The 15,030-nt window shown below is 66.8% G+C and carries 14 protein-coding genes and 1 riboswitch; of the genes, 7 read left to right on the top strand and 7 right to left on the bottom strand.

Annotated features, from left to right (window positions below):
• Window positions 1-2: 2 nt before the first annotated feature.
• Window positions 3-168: riboswitch (cyclic di-AMP (ydaO/yuaA leader) on the bottom strand.
• A gap of 180 nt (window positions 169-348) precedes the next feature.
• Together ACTHQX_RS19345 and ACTHQX_RS19350 are read right to left on the bottom strand one after the other, a co-directional pair.
• Window positions 349-1,851, bottom strand: coding sequence for a SulP family inorganic anion transporter (locus ACTHQX_RS19345; RefSeq protein ID WP_440158794.1), 1,503 nt, complete (start codon window positions 1,849-1,851; stop codon window positions 349-351).
• Between the two features lie 7 nt (window positions 1,852-1,858).
• Entirely contained in the window at window positions 1,859-2,965 is a 1,107-nt protein-coding gene (locus ACTHQX_RS19350; protein ID WP_440158795.1) for a GTP pyrophosphokinase, read from the bottom strand.
• Between the two features lie 204 nt (window positions 2,966-3,169).
• Here ACTHQX_RS19350 and ACTHQX_RS19355 point away from each other — a divergent pair, with 204 nt between their 5' ends.
• From ACTHQX_RS19355 to ACTHQX_RS19380, 6 genes are all read left to right on the top strand, one after another.
• On the top strand, window positions 3,170-3,991 hold the full coding sequence (locus tag ACTHQX_RS19355; protein ID WP_236806141.1) for an alpha/beta hydrolase: 822 nt from the start codon (window positions 3,170-3,172) through the stop codon (window positions 3,989-3,991).
• A gap of 303 nt (window positions 3,992-4,294) precedes the next feature.
• A complete protein-coding gene (locus ACTHQX_RS19360) occupies window positions 4,295-5,413 on the top strand; it encodes a ferredoxin reductase (RefSeq protein ID WP_190604143.1) in 1,119 nt (372 codons plus the stop codon).
• 14 nt (window positions 5,414-5,427) lie between these two features.
• Window positions 5,428-6,618, top strand: coding sequence for a fatty acid desaturase family protein (locus ACTHQX_RS19365; protein ID WP_440158796.1), 1,191 nt, complete (start codon window positions 5,428-5,430; stop codon window positions 6,616-6,618).
• Between the two features lie 64 nt (window positions 6,619-6,682).
• Window positions 6,683-7,648: a carbohydrate kinase family protein gene (locus ACTHQX_RS19370; protein ID WP_440158797.1), complete on the top strand. Its 966-nt coding sequence runs from the start codon at window positions 6,683-6,685 to the stop codon at window positions 7,646-7,648.
• 9 nt (window positions 7,649-7,657) lie between these two features.
• Complete coding sequence (locus ACTHQX_RS19375) at window positions 7,658-8,188, top strand: YbhB/YbcL family Raf kinase inhibitor-like protein (protein WP_190604136.1); 531 nt, start codon at window positions 7,658-7,660, stop codon at window positions 8,186-8,188.
• A gap of 178 nt (window positions 8,189-8,366) precedes the next feature.
• Window positions 8,367-9,362, top strand: coding sequence for a substrate-binding domain-containing protein (locus ACTHQX_RS19380; RefSeq protein WP_440158798.1), 996 nt, complete (start codon window positions 8,367-8,369; stop codon window positions 9,360-9,362).
• A gap of 218 nt (window positions 9,363-9,580) precedes the next feature.
• On the opposite strand, the gene ACTHQX_RS19385 is transcribed toward ACTHQX_RS19380, so the two are convergent.
• The 3 genes from ACTHQX_RS19385 to ACTHQX_RS19395 form a co-directional block, all read right to left on the bottom strand.
• Entirely contained in the window at window positions 9,581-9,892 is a 312-nt protein-coding gene (locus ACTHQX_RS19385; RefSeq protein ID WP_440158799.1) for a hypothetical protein, read from the bottom strand.
• Between the two features lie 199 nt (window positions 9,893-10,091).
• Window positions 10,092-11,108 (bottom strand): sugar phosphate isomerase/epimerase family protein, encoded by a 1,017-nt coding sequence (locus tag ACTHQX_RS19390; RefSeq protein WP_440158800.1) that lies wholly within the window; start codon window positions 11,106-11,108, stop codon window positions 10,092-10,094.
• A complete protein-coding gene (locus ACTHQX_RS19395) occupies window positions 11,105-12,283 on the bottom strand; it encodes a Gfo/Idh/MocA family protein (protein ID WP_440158801.1) in 1,179 nt (392 codons plus the stop codon). The genes ACTHQX_RS19390 and ACTHQX_RS19395 overlap by 4 nt, the downstream gene beginning before the upstream one ends.
• 144 nt (window positions 12,284-12,427) lie before the next feature.
• Between ACTHQX_RS19395 and ACTHQX_RS19400 the strand changes: the two genes are divergently transcribed.
• Window positions 12,428-13,432 carry a LacI family DNA-binding transcriptional regulator gene (locus tag ACTHQX_RS19400; RefSeq protein WP_440158802.1) on the top strand — a complete coding sequence of 335 codons (1,005 nt, stop codon included), beginning with the start codon at window positions 12,428-12,430 and terminating at the stop codon, window positions 13,430-13,432.
• A gap of 50 nt (window positions 13,433-13,482) precedes the next feature.
• Here the strand turns inward: ACTHQX_RS19400 and ACTHQX_RS19405 are convergent, their stop codons facing one another.
• Together ACTHQX_RS19405 and ACTHQX_RS19410 are read right to left on the bottom strand one after the other, a co-directional pair.
• Window positions 13,483-13,794 carry a putative quinol monooxygenase gene (locus ACTHQX_RS19405; RefSeq protein WP_440158803.1) on the bottom strand — a complete coding sequence of 104 codons (312 nt, stop codon included), beginning with the start codon at window positions 13,792-13,794 and terminating at the stop codon, window positions 13,483-13,485.
• Window positions 13,795-13,809: 15 nt separating this feature from the next.
• Window positions 13,810-14,859, bottom strand: coding sequence for a LacI family DNA-binding transcriptional regulator (locus ACTHQX_RS19410; protein ID WP_440158805.1), 1,050 nt, complete (start codon window positions 14,857-14,859; stop codon window positions 13,810-13,812).
• Window positions 14,860-15,030: the final 171 nt, after the last annotated feature.

Below are 15,030 nucleotides of genomic sequence, written 5' to 3' on the forward strand. Positions count from 1 at the left end.
AAGAAGCCTCTCCCGATGCCTGCGAGGTGAGCTGTCGGATTCGGATGGGAGGCACCCGGCCGCGGTCCTGAGCGTGGTCAGGAACTGTGCGGCTTCACCCCAAGGCCCGCTTCAAGCGGGCCGAAAAGTGGTTTCCCCGTCTCTGCCGGACATGGGTATTCGAATGGTTCCTCGGGCTGCGGCAGAGTTAGGCAATCAGCGCGGGAGTGCCTCGTCGGTGAAGGAGGCACGTTTTCCACCGTACGGGAGGCTTTTCCGAATGTCACATTAAGGTAACGGGGCCGTGTCGCTTCCCGCCATGCTGATCCGCGTCAGGTAAAGGGAATGAGCGCCATGAAGTGATAATGCTCACTCTGCGGCGTTAAGCTTCCCCGCCAGACGTTCCCGCATCTGGATGCTGGCTGAATTGAGGCCGATGAGTTCCACCTCCCGGCCATGCCTGCGGTACTTCTCCGTGACCGCGTCCAGCACGGCGATAGTGGAGGCATCCCACAGGTGTGAGGCGTGCAGATCGATGACCACTTTGTCGATGTCAGGTTCGGCGTCGCGGGCGTAGTTGAACTGCGTGTAAAGGTCGTTGGAGGAGGCGAAGAACAGTTCGCCGTCCACCGTGTAGGTGGCTGCAGTCCGGCCGTCGAGCTCCACTTCTGTCCGCTCCACGGTGGCGAAATGGGCCACCCGGCGGGCGAACATCGCCATCGCCGCTAGCACCCCGACGCCGACGCCGATCGCCAGGTTGTGAGTGACCACCACCGTGACCACGGTGATGAGCATGACAGCGGTTTCCGACTTGGGCATCCGCTTCAGGGTGGCAGGCGCAACCGAGTGCCATTCGAAGGTGATGGCCGAGATGAAGATCATCACCGCCACGAGGGCGGCCATGGGGATGAGGCCCACGATGTCGCCCAGGGTGACTACCAGCACCAGCAGGAAGACGCCCGCGAGGAACGTGGACACCCGGCTCCGCGCGCCGGAGCCCTTGACATTGATCATGGTCTGCCCGATCACGGCGCAGCCGCCCATGCCGCCTAGGAACCCGGTGACGATATTGGCCACGCCCTGGCCCCAGGATTCGCGGGTCTTGTTAGAGCGCGTATCGGTGATGTCGTCCACTAGCTTGGAAGTCATCAGGGATTCCAGCAGCCCCACGAGCGCCATGGACAGCGAGAACGGTGCGATGGTCTGGAAGGTTTCCCACGTCAGAGGCACCTGGGGGATGAACAGCGTGGGCAGGCTTTCCGGCAGCTGGCCCTTGTCCTGGACAGCGGGGACGTCGATTCCGGCGAGCACGGCGAGGACCGTCAGGAGGACGATGGCCACCAAAGGTGACGGCACCGCCGTCGTAATCCGGCGGAGGCCGACGACGATCAGCAGGCCCGCGGCGACCAGCGGATACACCGGCCAGGGAACCCCGATCAGTTCCGGCAGTTGGGCCATGAACACGAGGATGGCCAGCGCGTTCACGAAGCCCACCATCACCGAGCGCGGGATGAAACGCATGAGCCGGGTGACGCCCAGGACGGCGAGCAGGATCTGGAAGATCCCGGCGAGGATCACCGCGGCGATCAGGTGGTCCAGCCCATGGCTGCGCATCAGCGGCGCGATTACCAGCGCGACGGCACCTGTTGCGGCCGAGATCATGGCGGGCCGGCCGCCAACGAAGGAGATGGTCACCGCCATGGTGAAGGAGGCGAACAGTCCGATCCGGGGGTCCACTCCGGCGATCACGGAAAATGCGATGGCTTCCGGAATGAGGGCGAGGGCCACCACCAGTCCGGCGAGGGCCTCAGTCTTGAGGCGCCGCGGGGAACGGAGCGTGGCCCGGACGGACTGGAGCTGTTCGGGCTTCATGAAAACTCTATTTCTTCGTCTGGCGATAGCGCTCGATCTGCTTCAGCCGCCGCAGGAGGCTGTCGCGCCGCGGGTGGGGGACGGCGTCGGGCGCCTCGGCGGTGAGGTCGATGTGTTTGGTGCCGTACTGCCACAGCAGGAGGTCATCCAGCAGGCGGTCCGGGCCGGGGGAGTAGCGGTGGTCCAGGGCCCTGCGGACCTCGGTGATCCGGTTGGCGCTGAGCAGCCCGGCAAGCTGGACGGTCTGCTTGAGTCCGTGGGCCGCCAGGAGTTCGGCTGCCCAACCCCAGTCGTCATCCACTTTACGGTCAACGTGCGGGAGCAGGGTACGCCACACGTCGCGGATGCGGTTGGGGGTGAGCTGCGCCGCGCCCTCTCCGTCCAGGTCCCAGTAGCTGCGGACCTCCTCGTAGCGTTCGTGCAGGTCGGCGAAGGCCGTCTCCACCGTCTCCAACATGGCGGCGGTGGCCGTGAACTGGCGGTCGAAGTGCGGCGTCCACGCCCGCGGGTCCTCCGCCTTGAACCGGATGTCGTGCTCGATCTCGCTCCATGCATGCGCGAACACCGTGCGGATCTGGCATTCGAAGAAGTAGCTGCCGTTGGGCGGGGCGTCGGCGTTGAAGCCCTGCTGGTAGTTCTTTACGACGTCGTTCTGGATGGTGCGCAGGATCAGGTGCCGGCTGGAGTAGCCGTAGGTTCCGGACTCGATCGAGCCGATGTCCTTTTCCCTGTCGCCGCGGCAGTCGAAGAGGTGCCGCTGGCGCTTTATCAGGTTGGCCACCAGTGCGTTCTCCGCCGGCAGCTTGGTGATGACGCGCACGCCCACCATGTCGTTGAGGGTGCGGAATGGGTCCGGGAACTTCAGCAGCCGCTGCCCGCCCTCTTCCAGCGGTTCCTCGGTCCGGGAGATCTTTTCCCGGAAGGAGTCCACCGACTTGGTCCGGCCGGTCACGAACAATGGTGTGACCTCGGTGTCCTTGAGCATGGACCGCAGTATCTGCAGGACTTCCCGGGTGACAAGCTTCAGGGCAGGCCGGACGCGCTCGTAGAGTTCCACGTTTTCCTGCACGGAGTCGCGCTGAGTGACGTCCAGGCGATCCCAGTTGCTTGCCATGGATCCAAACTATCAAGGCGGTGCGACAGGAGCGCGCGTGACACCCTCGCCACTGCAGCCCCTTCTGCCCCACGGGAGCGGCGTCCATGTAGGCTCGGGGCATGGCTGTTGTGCGCCGCTGTGCCCTGCAACCCCGGAGCCCGGGCGCGCGGGAGGCGGCAAGGAGGGGCCGGCGCCCCGTTCGGAGGATCTTAGGAGGATGCAGTGAAGCGGCAGAAGTACCACTACGGTGACCACCCCAGCCAGTGGGGCGAGCTCTTCCTGCCGGAAACACCCGCCTCGCGCAACGGCAAGCAGCCATCCACGCGAGGCATCGTTGTGGTGATCCACGGCGGCTACTGGCGCTCACAGTACGGCGCTGAACTGGGCGAACCGCTGGCGAAAGACCTCGCGGCGCACGGCCTCGTAGCCTGGAACCTGGAGTACCGCCGGGCCGGCAACGGCGGCGGGTGGCCGCGGACGTTCGAGGATGTCCTCGCCGGGATCGACAAGCTCCGTGAGGTGGCCGGTGAGCACGACCTCGACCTGAACCGCGTGGTGGCGCTGGGGCACTCCGCCGGCGGGCACCTGGCCGTCTGGGCGGCGGGCCGGGACCGGCTTGCGGGACTCGGCGCGGCCGACGCCGACCGGCAGGTCGACCGGAACCTTAACGGTGAGGCCGTCCACCTGGCTGGCGTGGTCAGCCAGTCCGGGCTGCTCAACCTCGCGCAGGCGGAGTGGCTCGACCTCAGCAACGGCGCCGTCAGCAACTTACTGGGCGGCTCCGCCGAAAGGTACCCCAAGCGCCACAAGTACGCGGACCCGATGAGCGCCGTGCCGCTCTCCATCCCGGTGTACGCGGTCCACGGGCTTGACGATGACACCGTGCCGGTGAGCCAGTCCGAGGCCTACGCCACCGCCGCCCGCGCAGCCGGGGCGCCGGTCCAGGTGGTTAAGGTCCCGGGCGACCACTTCTCGCTCATCGACCCGAAGGCGCCGTCCTACCGCAAGTGCCGCGAGCTGGTGCAGGAGCTGCTGCAGCTTTAGGGGCGGGAACTACTCCGGCGTCCGTTCGTTGCTTTGACGTGGGCTGAGGGAGTGCATGCACTCCGGCGGTAAGTATGCTTATCATCTACCGCAAAAGCTCGCAGACGTCGCAACGGAGGAATATTGAACATGGCCCGCAACTTGCCACGCCTGTCCCGCGTGGTCCAGCGCCCCGCGATGCGGACGCCGGTTGCTAGCGGCACCGGCATGGGGGACTCTTGTAGTCGGGGGATAGTCAACATATTTCGATCATGGGTTTCACTAGGAGATACACATGGGTGAGCCCGGCAGGAAGCGGACAGCATGATCCGGCTCCGCAAATTGGCGCGCGCGGCGTCTGTTCTGACCACACCCCTTGCGCCGGAAGACATCCTGGCGCTCTTTGACCCGGTGTTCTCCGCCCGGCAGCTGCGCGGGGTAGTCACCAAAGTTGTCCCCGAAACTCCGGACTCAGCCACCATCCATTTCCGGCCTGGCCGTGGCTGGAAGGCCCATAAGGCCGGCCAGTGGGCACGGATCGGCGTGGAGCTCGACGGCGTCCGGCACTGGCGGTCCTATTCGCTCAGCGCTCCCGCAGGGGAGGATCCCGCCATCACCGTGAGCGACATGGGTGCCGTGTCCGGGGTTCTGGTCCGCAACACCCGGCCCGGGGACGTCCTGTTCCTGGCGCCGCCACAGGGCGACTTTGTCCTCCCCGAACATCCGAGGCCTCTCCTGATGCTCACCGCCGGTAGCGGCATCACCCCCGTGATGTCCATGGTCCGCACGCTGGTGCCGCACCGCCCCGACGCCGATGTGGTGCTGATTCATTCCGCCCGCAGGCCGGAGGACAGCATTTTCCGCGAGGAACTTTCCGAGCTCGCGGACCAGTTCCCCAACTTCCGCGTCACCCACTGGTTTACCGGTGAGCGTGGCCGGATGGACTTCGGCTCGGCCGCCGGACTGGACAGCCTGTGCCCCGACTGGCGCCGCCGCGCTGCCTACGCCTGCGGCCCGGAAGGATTCCTCGATGACGCAGAAGCCCTGTGGGCCGCCGAAGCGGCCGCCCATCCCAAGAACTCCAAGTCGGCCCGCGCAGAAGGGGCCACAGGCCCCTTCGCGGCGGACCCCGTCAATCTCATCATCGAACGCTTCAACACCAGCCTGCTGGCAGGCGCTGGGCACGACGGCGGTCTGGTCACCTTTGAGGCCTCCGACCGCGAGGTTGAGGCCGACGGCGATACCCCCCTTCTTGACGTCGGCGAGGACGCCGGGGTCCTCATGCCCAGCGGCTGCCGCATGGGCATCTGCCACAGCTGCCTGCTGCCCCTGCGTGCAGGGCAGGTCCGGGACCTGCGCACCGGCGAAGTCCACGGTGATCCGGGCCAACTAATCCAGACGTGCGTTTCGGCAGCCGCCGGACCCGTTAACCTCGACATCTGAGGAGCATCACAAGAATGACTGCAATATCCGATCGCACAGCCGCGACGAAGTCCGCCGCCAGCGACTCCACGGACAAGCCGGTTACCAAACCGCGGCCCGGGGCGCTGGCCGCCTCTGGCCGGCCCACAGTGCGCCCGCCCGCCGCCGCACACCTGACCGACGAGCAGGTGGCAGAGCTCGGCCGCGAGCTGGACGCCATCAAGGATGAGATCCTCGCCAAGCGCGGAGCCTCCGACGCCGCCTACATCCGGCGGGTGATCAAGATCCAGCGCGGGCTGGAGATCGCGGGACGCGCCACGCTGCTGGTGAGCCGGAACAAGGCCGCCTGGGTCACGGGAACCAGCCTGCTCAGCCTGGCCAAGATCCTGGAAAACATGGAGATCGGCCACAACATCCTCCACGGCCAGTGGGACTGGATGCGCGATCCGGACATCCACTCCACCACGTGGGAATGGGACTTCGTGACCCCCGCACGTTCATGGCAGCACACCCACAACGACCTGCACCACCGCTGGACCAACGTGGTGGGCAAGGACAACGACGTCGGATACAACCTGCTGCGCATGGACGAGGACCAGCCCTGGACCCCCCGCGCCCTGGGCAATCCGCTGTACAACGCGATCCTCGCCCCGATTTTCGAATGGGGCATCGCGGTCTACGACCTGGAGCTCGTCGAATACCAGGAGGGCAAGAAGTCCAAGGAGGCCATGGTCCGGGACCTCAAGGCGCTCGGCGTCAAGGCCCTCAAGCAGTTCACCAAGGACTACGCCGCCACCCCGGCCGTTGCCATGCTCACGGGCTCGGGCAAGCAGGCCCTCTTCGGCACGCTCACCGCCAACGCGGTACGCAACGTGTGGGCCCACGCCGTGATCTTCTGCGGACACTTCCCGGAAGGAACGGACACCTTCACCGAGGAAATGGTGGAGGGCGAGACCCGCGGCGACTGGTACGTCCGCCAGATGATCGGCTCCGCCAACATCTCCGGCTCCAAGTTCATGCACATCATGACCGGAAACCTGTCCCACCAAATCGAGCACCACCTGTTCCCGGACCTGCCTTCCAACCGGTACGGGGAGGTTGCACCCAAAGTGCAGGATATCTGCCAGCGCTACGGCCTGCCGTATACCACCGGGCCGCTGCTGAAGCAGGTGGGATCCTCGTGGGCGAAGGTCTTCAAGCTCGCGCTGCCGGGGAAGAAGGCTTAGCTTCAGGACAACTTCCTTTGGGAGGACCCGGGCGCCTGGTGGCGTTCTCTGGCAGAGTATGACCATGCTCACTGTTATCGGCGAGGGCCTCGTTGACGTGGTCCAGCGCAGCTCCGGAATCGAAGCCCATGTGGGCGGCAGCCCGCTCAACGTCGCCGTCGGGCTCGCCCGCCTGGGGCATCCGGTGCAGTTCGTCGGCCGGTACGGCCGGGACGCCTACGGTGAGTCGGTGGCCGCCCACCTGCGGGCGAGTTCCGTCATGCTCCCGCAGGCCCCGGATGGGCTGCCCACCAGCGTGGCCACCGCACTGGTGGACGACGACGGCGCCGCCACCTACACGTTCGACCTCGCCTGGGAGCTCCCCGGCCTGGCGGAACGACTGCCATTCATGCTCCAGGGGACCACTCTGCTGCACACCGGCTCCATCGCCACCATGCTGGCGCCCGGCGCCGCAGAGGTGCTGGCCGCCGTCGAACATGCCCACCCGGCGGCGACTATCAGTTTTGACCCCAACTGCCGTCCCAGCATCATCACGGACGCCGAATACGCCCGCCGGCAGGCGGAAAAGTTTGTGGTCCTCTCGGACATCGTCAAGGCCTCCGACGAGGACCTCGCCTGGCTCTACCCCGGTGTGGACCCGCTGGAGTCCGCGCGGCGCTGGCTGCAGCTGGGTGGCGCCGAGGGGCCGGCCATGGTGGTGGTGACGCGCGGCGCTGCCGGGCCGTGGGGGATTACCGCCGCGGGTGAAGCAGAGTTCGCCGCGCCCCGCGTGGAGGTGGCGGACACCGTTGGCGCCGGGGATTCCTTCATGGCCGCGCTGCTTTCCGGGGTGGTGGACCGCGGCCTGGCCGGCGCCCAGAACCGTGCAGACCTGCGGGCGCTCCCGGCCGAGGGGCTCACCGCCCTACTGGCGCACGCCTCCCGCGCGGCAGCAGTCACCGTGTCCCGTGCCGGTGCCAATCCGCCCACCCGGGCTGAGCTCAATCACGTCGAAGCAGCAGCAGAGGAAGCCGAAGTTCCCACCACCTGAGGAGCAGCCATGACATCGCCGGGCCCGTTTTCAAACCTGCCGGACGTCCCCGCGTTCGGGCTCACCAGCCGGTCCTTCGAGGATGGCGGGACCCTGCCGCCGCCGCAGCGCAGCGGCAGGATGCATGCCGGCGGCGCGGATGAGTCCCCGCAGCTGAGCTGGACTGGGGCGCCGGATGGGACCAGGAGCTACGCCGTGACCGTGTTTGACCCGGACGCGCCGGGCGCCGGCGGGTTCTGGCACTGGGCGGTCCTCAACATCCCGGCAGATGTCACGTCGCTGGCGGAGGGCGCCGGGGCCGAGGGCGGCCCGCAGCTCCCGCCCGGCGCGGTGCAGCTGAAGAACGACGGCGGCTTCCGCGGCTACCTGGGGGCGGCCCCGCCGCCCGGGCACGGCCGGCACCGCTACATCGTCACGGTCTATGCGCTGGACGTGGAGGAACTGCCGGGAGGGACAGGGGCGAAGCCCGCAGGTCTGGGATCCGACCTCGCCCGTCACCTGCTGGGCACGGCAGCGCTGACCGGCGTCTACCAGCGCTGAAGGGCGGCTGCCGCTGCCCATACCGGCCGAATAGAATTATTGACAGGACAAACTCCTGCTTCTATTCTCGAGTAATGGAGCGCTCCAAATGCGCTCGGTCACACCCCTCTTCTCCGGCTGGGAAGATGCAGTGGTGTTGTTCCCCCAGTCTTCCGGACACGATCGAAGGAGATCACCAGTGAAGAAGTTTTTTTGGCGCCGCGCAGCGGTGGCCGCGGTTGCAATCCCGATGCTGGCTTTGACGGCATGCTCCAGTCAGGGCGGACGCGCGCCGGAATCCAACAGCGGGGGCGGCGGGGGCCAGGCTGCCTCGACTCCGCGCATGAAGATTGCGCTGATCACGCACGCTCCGGCGGGCGACACCTTCTGGGACACCGTCCGGAAGGGCGCCGAGGAGGCCGCGGCAAAGGACAACGTGGAGCTTCTCTACACCAACGATCCCGAGGCGGGCCGGCAGGCGCAGCTGATCCAGCAGGCTGTGGATCAGAAGGTGGACGGAATCGCCGTCACCCTGGCCACGCCCGGTGCGCTGAAGGATTCCCTCAAGAAGGCCTCTGACGCTGGCATCCCCATCGTCAGCCTGAACGCCGGTGAGGACGTCTCCAAGGAGCTCGGGGCCTTCACGCACTTCGGCTCCAACGAACAGCTCGCCGGCCAGGCGGTGGGTGAGAAGCTGGCGGCTGAGAACTTCAAGCACCCCATCTGCGTTATCCAGGCCCAGGGGCACGTGGGGCTGGAAGCGCGCTGCGCCGGTGTGAAGTCCAAGGTCCCGGGAACCGAGATCTTGTACGTGAACGGCGCCGACATGACGTCCGTGGAATCGACGGCAACGGCCAAGCTGCAGGCAGCCAAAGACGCCGACGTCATCATCGGCCTGGGGGCACCCGTCACGCTCACACTGCTGAAATCCGTCGCAACTGCGGGCAGCTCGGCGAAGGTCGCCTCCTTTGACCTGAACAAGGAGCTTGCCCAGAAGATCGCGGACGGCATCGTGCTGTTCACGGTGGACCAGCAGCCCTGGCTCCAGGGTTACGGTTCCGTGGACGCCCTGTGGCAGGCCAAGCGGGGCGGCTTCAAGCTCGGCGGCGGGCAGCCGGTGCTCACCGGGCCCACCATCGTTGACAAGTCCAACGCGGCGGACGTCGTGAAATTCTCCGACCAGGGCATCCGCTAGCCCCCGCTGGTTGAGCCTGCCGAAACCACAGGCTCAACCAGCGGGGCCAACCCTTGGGCGAGCTTCAAAAGACGCCGCACGTCCTGCTCATCGGAGCGACTGGAAGCCAGCCGCGCCTCTGAGCCGGCCGTGGCTGCCGTGGCTGCCGCCAGGTCAATAAGGTCCCGCCGGTCGGCGCTCTTGGGCCGGCGCCAGTTGCTGGGCGATTTCCGCGGAGACTATGGACTTCGACCGCCGTCCGGCCGGGAAAACAAAGGCGTGCCGCCCAGGTGGGAAACCTGAACGGCACGCCTTTGTTGCGACATGCCCTTGGTTTCCTCGGCCGTGAACACGCAGACGAGGAATCCGACGGCGGTCAAGACTGCAGCGACGAGCATGGTGGGACCGGTGCCCCAGAAGGCGAGCCGAACCGCACCGCGAAACGTCACGAAGCAGCCCACAATCATGAGCATGACGACGGTGACCAGCGCGGCGGTGGCGAGCAGAATCCAGCGCCAGCAGCCGGAACCGAATGCTTGCAGCACCGACACGAGCCCAGACACAATATTGCAGGCAGCGGCCTGCGGGGGCTAAGGCAGGTGCGAGATTTCCGAGGTGCGGCAGGCCGTTGAACCTGTGGCAGCGAAGTCAAAACTACGATACCCGCGGGCCGTGCGGCTCCGGACAAAGCGGAAGCCTGCCGGCTGGTGCCGGCAGGCTTCCGTGGTGGTGCGTGTGTTGCGGGGGCGGTTAGTGGTCGACCAGCGAGGCAGCCAAAGCTGCGTCCGCCTCCCTTAGGACCACAGCGGCCACTTCGAGCCCTTCGATGCGGCCCAGTTCCACGTCTTCGTGTTCGATGTTGACGAGCATGTCGGGGTCCACCTCGTGGAGGGCGCGCAGGAACTCGGTCCAGTAGGCGGTGTCGTGGCCCTTGCCGAGGGCGACGAAGTCCCAGGCGGCGGGCTTGGGCCATTCGTTGGCCCACTCGTCGCCGCCGAGGTTGGTCCGGTTTTCCTCAGGGGAGAGCCGGCGGAAACGGTTGTCGAGGACACCGTAGATGGCGGCGGTGTCCTTGTTGACGCGCACGTCCTTGGCGGCTGCGTGGAAGACCAGTGGGCCAAGTTCGCGGACCACGGCCACCGGATCCATCTGCTGCCAGAACAGGTGGGAGGCGTCGAGCTCGACGCCTACGTGGGTGGCTCCGGTCAATTCGACCAGCTTGTACACGTCGGCGGGGTTGAAGACGAGGTTCTGCGGGTGCAGTTCCAGGGCCACCTTGACGTCGAGGTCGGCGGCGAGCCGGTCGGTCTCCTTCCAGAACTTGGCAGCGACGCCCCACTGGTAGTCGAGGACGTCCAGCGCTGCGGAGTTCCAGGCGTTGACGATCCAGTTCGGCACGGTGGCGCCGGGTTCCCCGCCGGGGAGGCCGGACATGGTGACCACTCGGTTCTGTCCGAGGCGGTGGGCCAGGCGGATGGAGCGGCGGATGTCCTCGGCGTGCTTGTCGCCGATGGCGCGGTTGGGGTGCAGCGGGTTGCCGTTGCAATTAAGCCCCGCGATGGAGACGCCGGTGGCCTCGAAGATCGCCAGGTAGTCATCGCGCGCGGCGTCGCTTTCGAGGATGTCGTCGAAGGTGGGAACGTGCACCGCCGGCAGGAATCCGCCGGAGTTGATTTCAAGGCCGGTCAGGCCCAGGCCGGCGACGACCTTCAGGGCCTCGGGCAGCGGGCGGTCGTGCAGGATCGCGTTGTAGACGCCGAGCTTCATAGCGTGATCATCTTTCCGTTGTTCAGGGCTGATTCGGTGACGGCGGCGAGCAGTTCCATGTTGCGGACGCCTTCGTCAAAGGTGGCGCAGCGCGGCAGGGATTCCGCTTCGCTGAGGCCGGCGACCTCTTCGAGGAACGCACGCGACTGGTAGGCGAACGCGTCGTTCTGGCCGAAACCGACCTCGGGGGCGTCCATGGCAAGGCCGCCGGCGATGTAGGGGTGGCCCGGGCCGAGGATGACCTGGCGGTAGCCGCTTTCGTGGCCGGAGCCGTCGTTGAGGAAGAGCCGGATCTCACCGGGGCGGCGCTGGTCGAACTTCGCGGAGCCGTTCTCGCAGAAGACCTCGAAGTTGAGGCTGTTCGCGTGGCCGGCTGCCACGCGGGAGACTTCGAAGCTGCCGGCGCCGTTTTCGAACTCGGCGGAAAAGGCTGCGTAGTCGTCGTTCTCCACGGCCTCATAGGTGTCGCTGACGGCGGCGTGGTCGTGTCCGATGACGGCGCCCAGCGGCAGAGGCCGCTTGTCGATGGCAGTGCTGAGGCGGCCGCCGCTGATGGACTTGATGTCGCCGCAGAGGAACTCCGAAACGTACGCCAGGTGGCTTCCGACGTCGGCCAGCGCGCCGGAGCCGGGGCCGCCCTTGTAGCGCCAGCTCATCGGCGCCTCCGGGCTGAAGCCGTAGTCCGTCCAGTAGCGGCCGCTGAAGTGCAGCACCTTGCCCAGGGTCCCGTTCCGGATCAGGTCGCGGATGTAGGCGATGCCCGGTGTGCGGCGGAAGGTGAACCCGATGCGGGCGATCGAGGATGCGCTGCGGGCGGCGTCGGCCATGGCCCGGGCGTCTTCCAGGGTGTCGCTCAGCGGTTTCTCGCACAATACGTGCTTGCCGGCGGCAAGGAGGCCCTCAACGACTTCCCGGTGCAGCGAGTTGGCGATGACAACGCTGATGACGTCGATGTCCTCGGCCTCGGCGATGGCCTGCCATGAGGTGTCGTTGCGCTCGTAGCCGAAGCGCCGTGCTGCAAGGGAACCGAACTCCGGGTTAACGTCGCCGATGGAAACGAGCCGGATCGGCGGCAGGACGGGGTTGTACAGGGCGGATGCGGTGCGGAAGGCGGCGGCGTGGGCCTTGCCGGCCATGCCCGCCCCGATGACGGCTACGCCGAGATCTTTGGGCATTGGTTTTCTCCTTTGAAACGGGCTTTGCGGGACTCGGCCGCTGTGACGTGGGACGCAAAATGGAGCGCTCCATAAACACGATAGGGGCGGAACTTTGTCCTGTCAATATCCTTAAAAGGTCAGCGCATAGGCGACAATTGCAGAGTGACCCAGGAGACCGGAAAACGCCCGAACATTTACGACGTTGCCTCCGCGGCCGGGGTATCGAAATCCCTGGTCTCGCTGGTCCTGCGCGGCGCCCCGGGCGTATCCGCCGCCCGCCGGGCCGCCGTCGAGGAGGCCATCGAAAGGCTGAACTATCGCCCGAGCCGGGCGGCAGCGACCCTGGCCGGCAATCGGTCCCGGACCATCGGCGTCGTTCTGGACGACTACCGGAACCTCTGGTTCGTCAGCCTGCTGGGCGGGCTGCACGACGAGCTTGCCCCGCTCGGCTTCCGGGTGGCCGTCGCCGACCCGTCGTTCAACGCCCGCCTGGACCGGACGCCGGTGGACGGACTCATGTCCTTGCGGGTGGACGGCATAGTGATCGCGACCGAGCCCACGGAGGAGATGTTCGCCGCCGTCGACGTTCCTGCGGTGGTGGCGGGTAACCGGGACGTCGTGGTCCCGGGGGCGGATATCGTCGCCAACGACGACGAAGCCGGTGGCCGCCTGGCCACCGGGCACCTGGTCGGGCTCGGGCACCGGGAAATCGGGCATGTGACCGGCGGGGGCGGCGCCGCACGTCTGCGGGCGCAGGGGTTTGAGGCCGCGATGCGCGGCCACGGGCTGCGGCCGCACACAGTGCAGGGCCACGGGCAGACGATGGAGCCGGACGGCTACGAGGGTGCGCTGAGGCTGTTGGACCAGAACCCCGCGATCACAGCGATTTTTGCGGCCAACGACGTGATGGCGATGGGTGTGGCGGCCGCGGCGCGGGACCGGGGGCGGCGGATTCCGGAGGATCTTTCCCTGATCGGCTATGATAATTCGCCGCTCGCGTCGGCGAATCTGCTGCGCCTGACCACCATCGACGGCCGCAACGGCGAGGTGGGTGCCGGGGCTGCAAAGGCCCTGCTGGGCCGCATGAAGGATCCGGAACTGCCGGTCCGGACGGAGCTCGTGGACCCGGAGCTTGTGGTCAGACGTTCGACGGCCGCCCCCGCCTAACGTGCGAAAGGCGAGGGCCGCCGTGCTTTCTTCAGGCGTGAGCCTTCAGGTCAGAGGGCGCCCTGGGCGCTGGTGCCGGCGGGGATTGCGGCCAGCCGGGTCACCTCCACCGGTTCTGCCAGGAGTCCCTCAAGGGAGGCATTCAGGCGCTTGACGGGCTCGCCGGCGCCGTGGGCATCGAGGAGCTCGGCGCTTTCCCATTTTTCAATCATGACGATCTGGCCGTTCGGGGCTTCGTGGATGGCGTACAGTTCGCAGCCCGGCTCCTCGTGGACCTCCGCGATGGCGGGGGACAGGGCGGCCACGACGTCGTCGAAGGCGCCTTCCTTGGGTGTGAACATGGCGGTGACAACTACGGTCATGGGTTTTCCTTTTCCTTATCTGGTTGCGGACTTGCTGGCGACGAGGCGGGCCGGTGCAACGCAGCTGCTGCGCGGCACAAAATCCGCCTTGACTTCGATGGTCCTGGCACCTGCGGGGAGCCGGCCCTGCATCCGGCCGAGGACGAGTTCGAGGGAATGCACCGCCAGCATACCGATCGGCTGCCGGATCACGCTGAGCGGAGGGCTTGTCAGTTCGGTCCACGGGTTGTCGTCAAAAACGATAACCGAGAGGTCGTCGGGTATCCGCACGCCCATCTGGACGAGGCGCCGGACTGAGCTCTGCACCTGGGCGGTATTGGCGACGATCAGCCCGGTGGGGGCGTCCGGGGATGCCAGGAGGGACCCGACGGCGTCACCCCCGCCGTCTCCGCGGAAGGGAACGTCTCGGACCAGCATGGGGTCGAGGCTTATTGAAGCGCTTTCAAGGGCGGCCCGATAACCGCCGATCCGGGAACGCCCGGTGGACGTGCTGGCGGGGCCGGTGATGAGGGCGATCCGCTCGTGGCCCAGAGCGATGAGGTGATCGGTTGCGCGGCGGGCCGAGTCGGAGTTTTCGATGCTGACGACGTCGACGTCGCTGAGTTCGGCAATGGCGCGGTCCACGAAGACCACGTTTACGCCGAGGTCCCGCAGGCGGTCCCATTTCTCGACGTTTCCGCCGGTTGGGGTGGCGATGACGCCACCCACCGAACGGTCCAGGAGCGTGTCCAGGGATTCCGCCTCAAGGTGCGGGTCCTCCTGAGTGGTCATGACCACCACCTGCACGCCGTGGCTGCGGGCCTCCCATACAACGCGGTCCGCCAGTTGGGCGAAGAACGGGTTGGCGAGGTCCGTGACCACCAGGCCGACGGTGAGGGCATGGCCCGCGCTAAGTTCGCGCGCCGCGGCGCGGGGACGGTACCCGAGTTCACTGATAACACTCAGGACCTGTTCGCGCTTGGCCGGGGCGACCGGGCCGGAGTCCGGGTTCAGCACCCGTGACACCACGGACACCGAGACCCCCGCCGCTGCCGCCACATCGCGGATAGTGGGCGCCTTCTTCAATGCTCCTCCTTGCAACCGGTGGTCTTCACCGACATCTGTTGACACAGCTTAACACTGACTGGTACAAAAGTGGAACCGGTTCCACTCGGTAACCCAAATCACAGCAGCAATGACGAAGAGGTGCTCCACCGCCCCCACGGTGGAGGTTGTCTCTCTTCGGTCTGACATCAA

Origin of the sequence: Arthrobacter sp. SAFR-023 (assembly GCF_051965295.1) — a bacterium.
Lineage (GTDB): Bacteria > Actinomycetota > Actinomycetes > Actinomycetales > Micrococcaceae > Arthrobacter.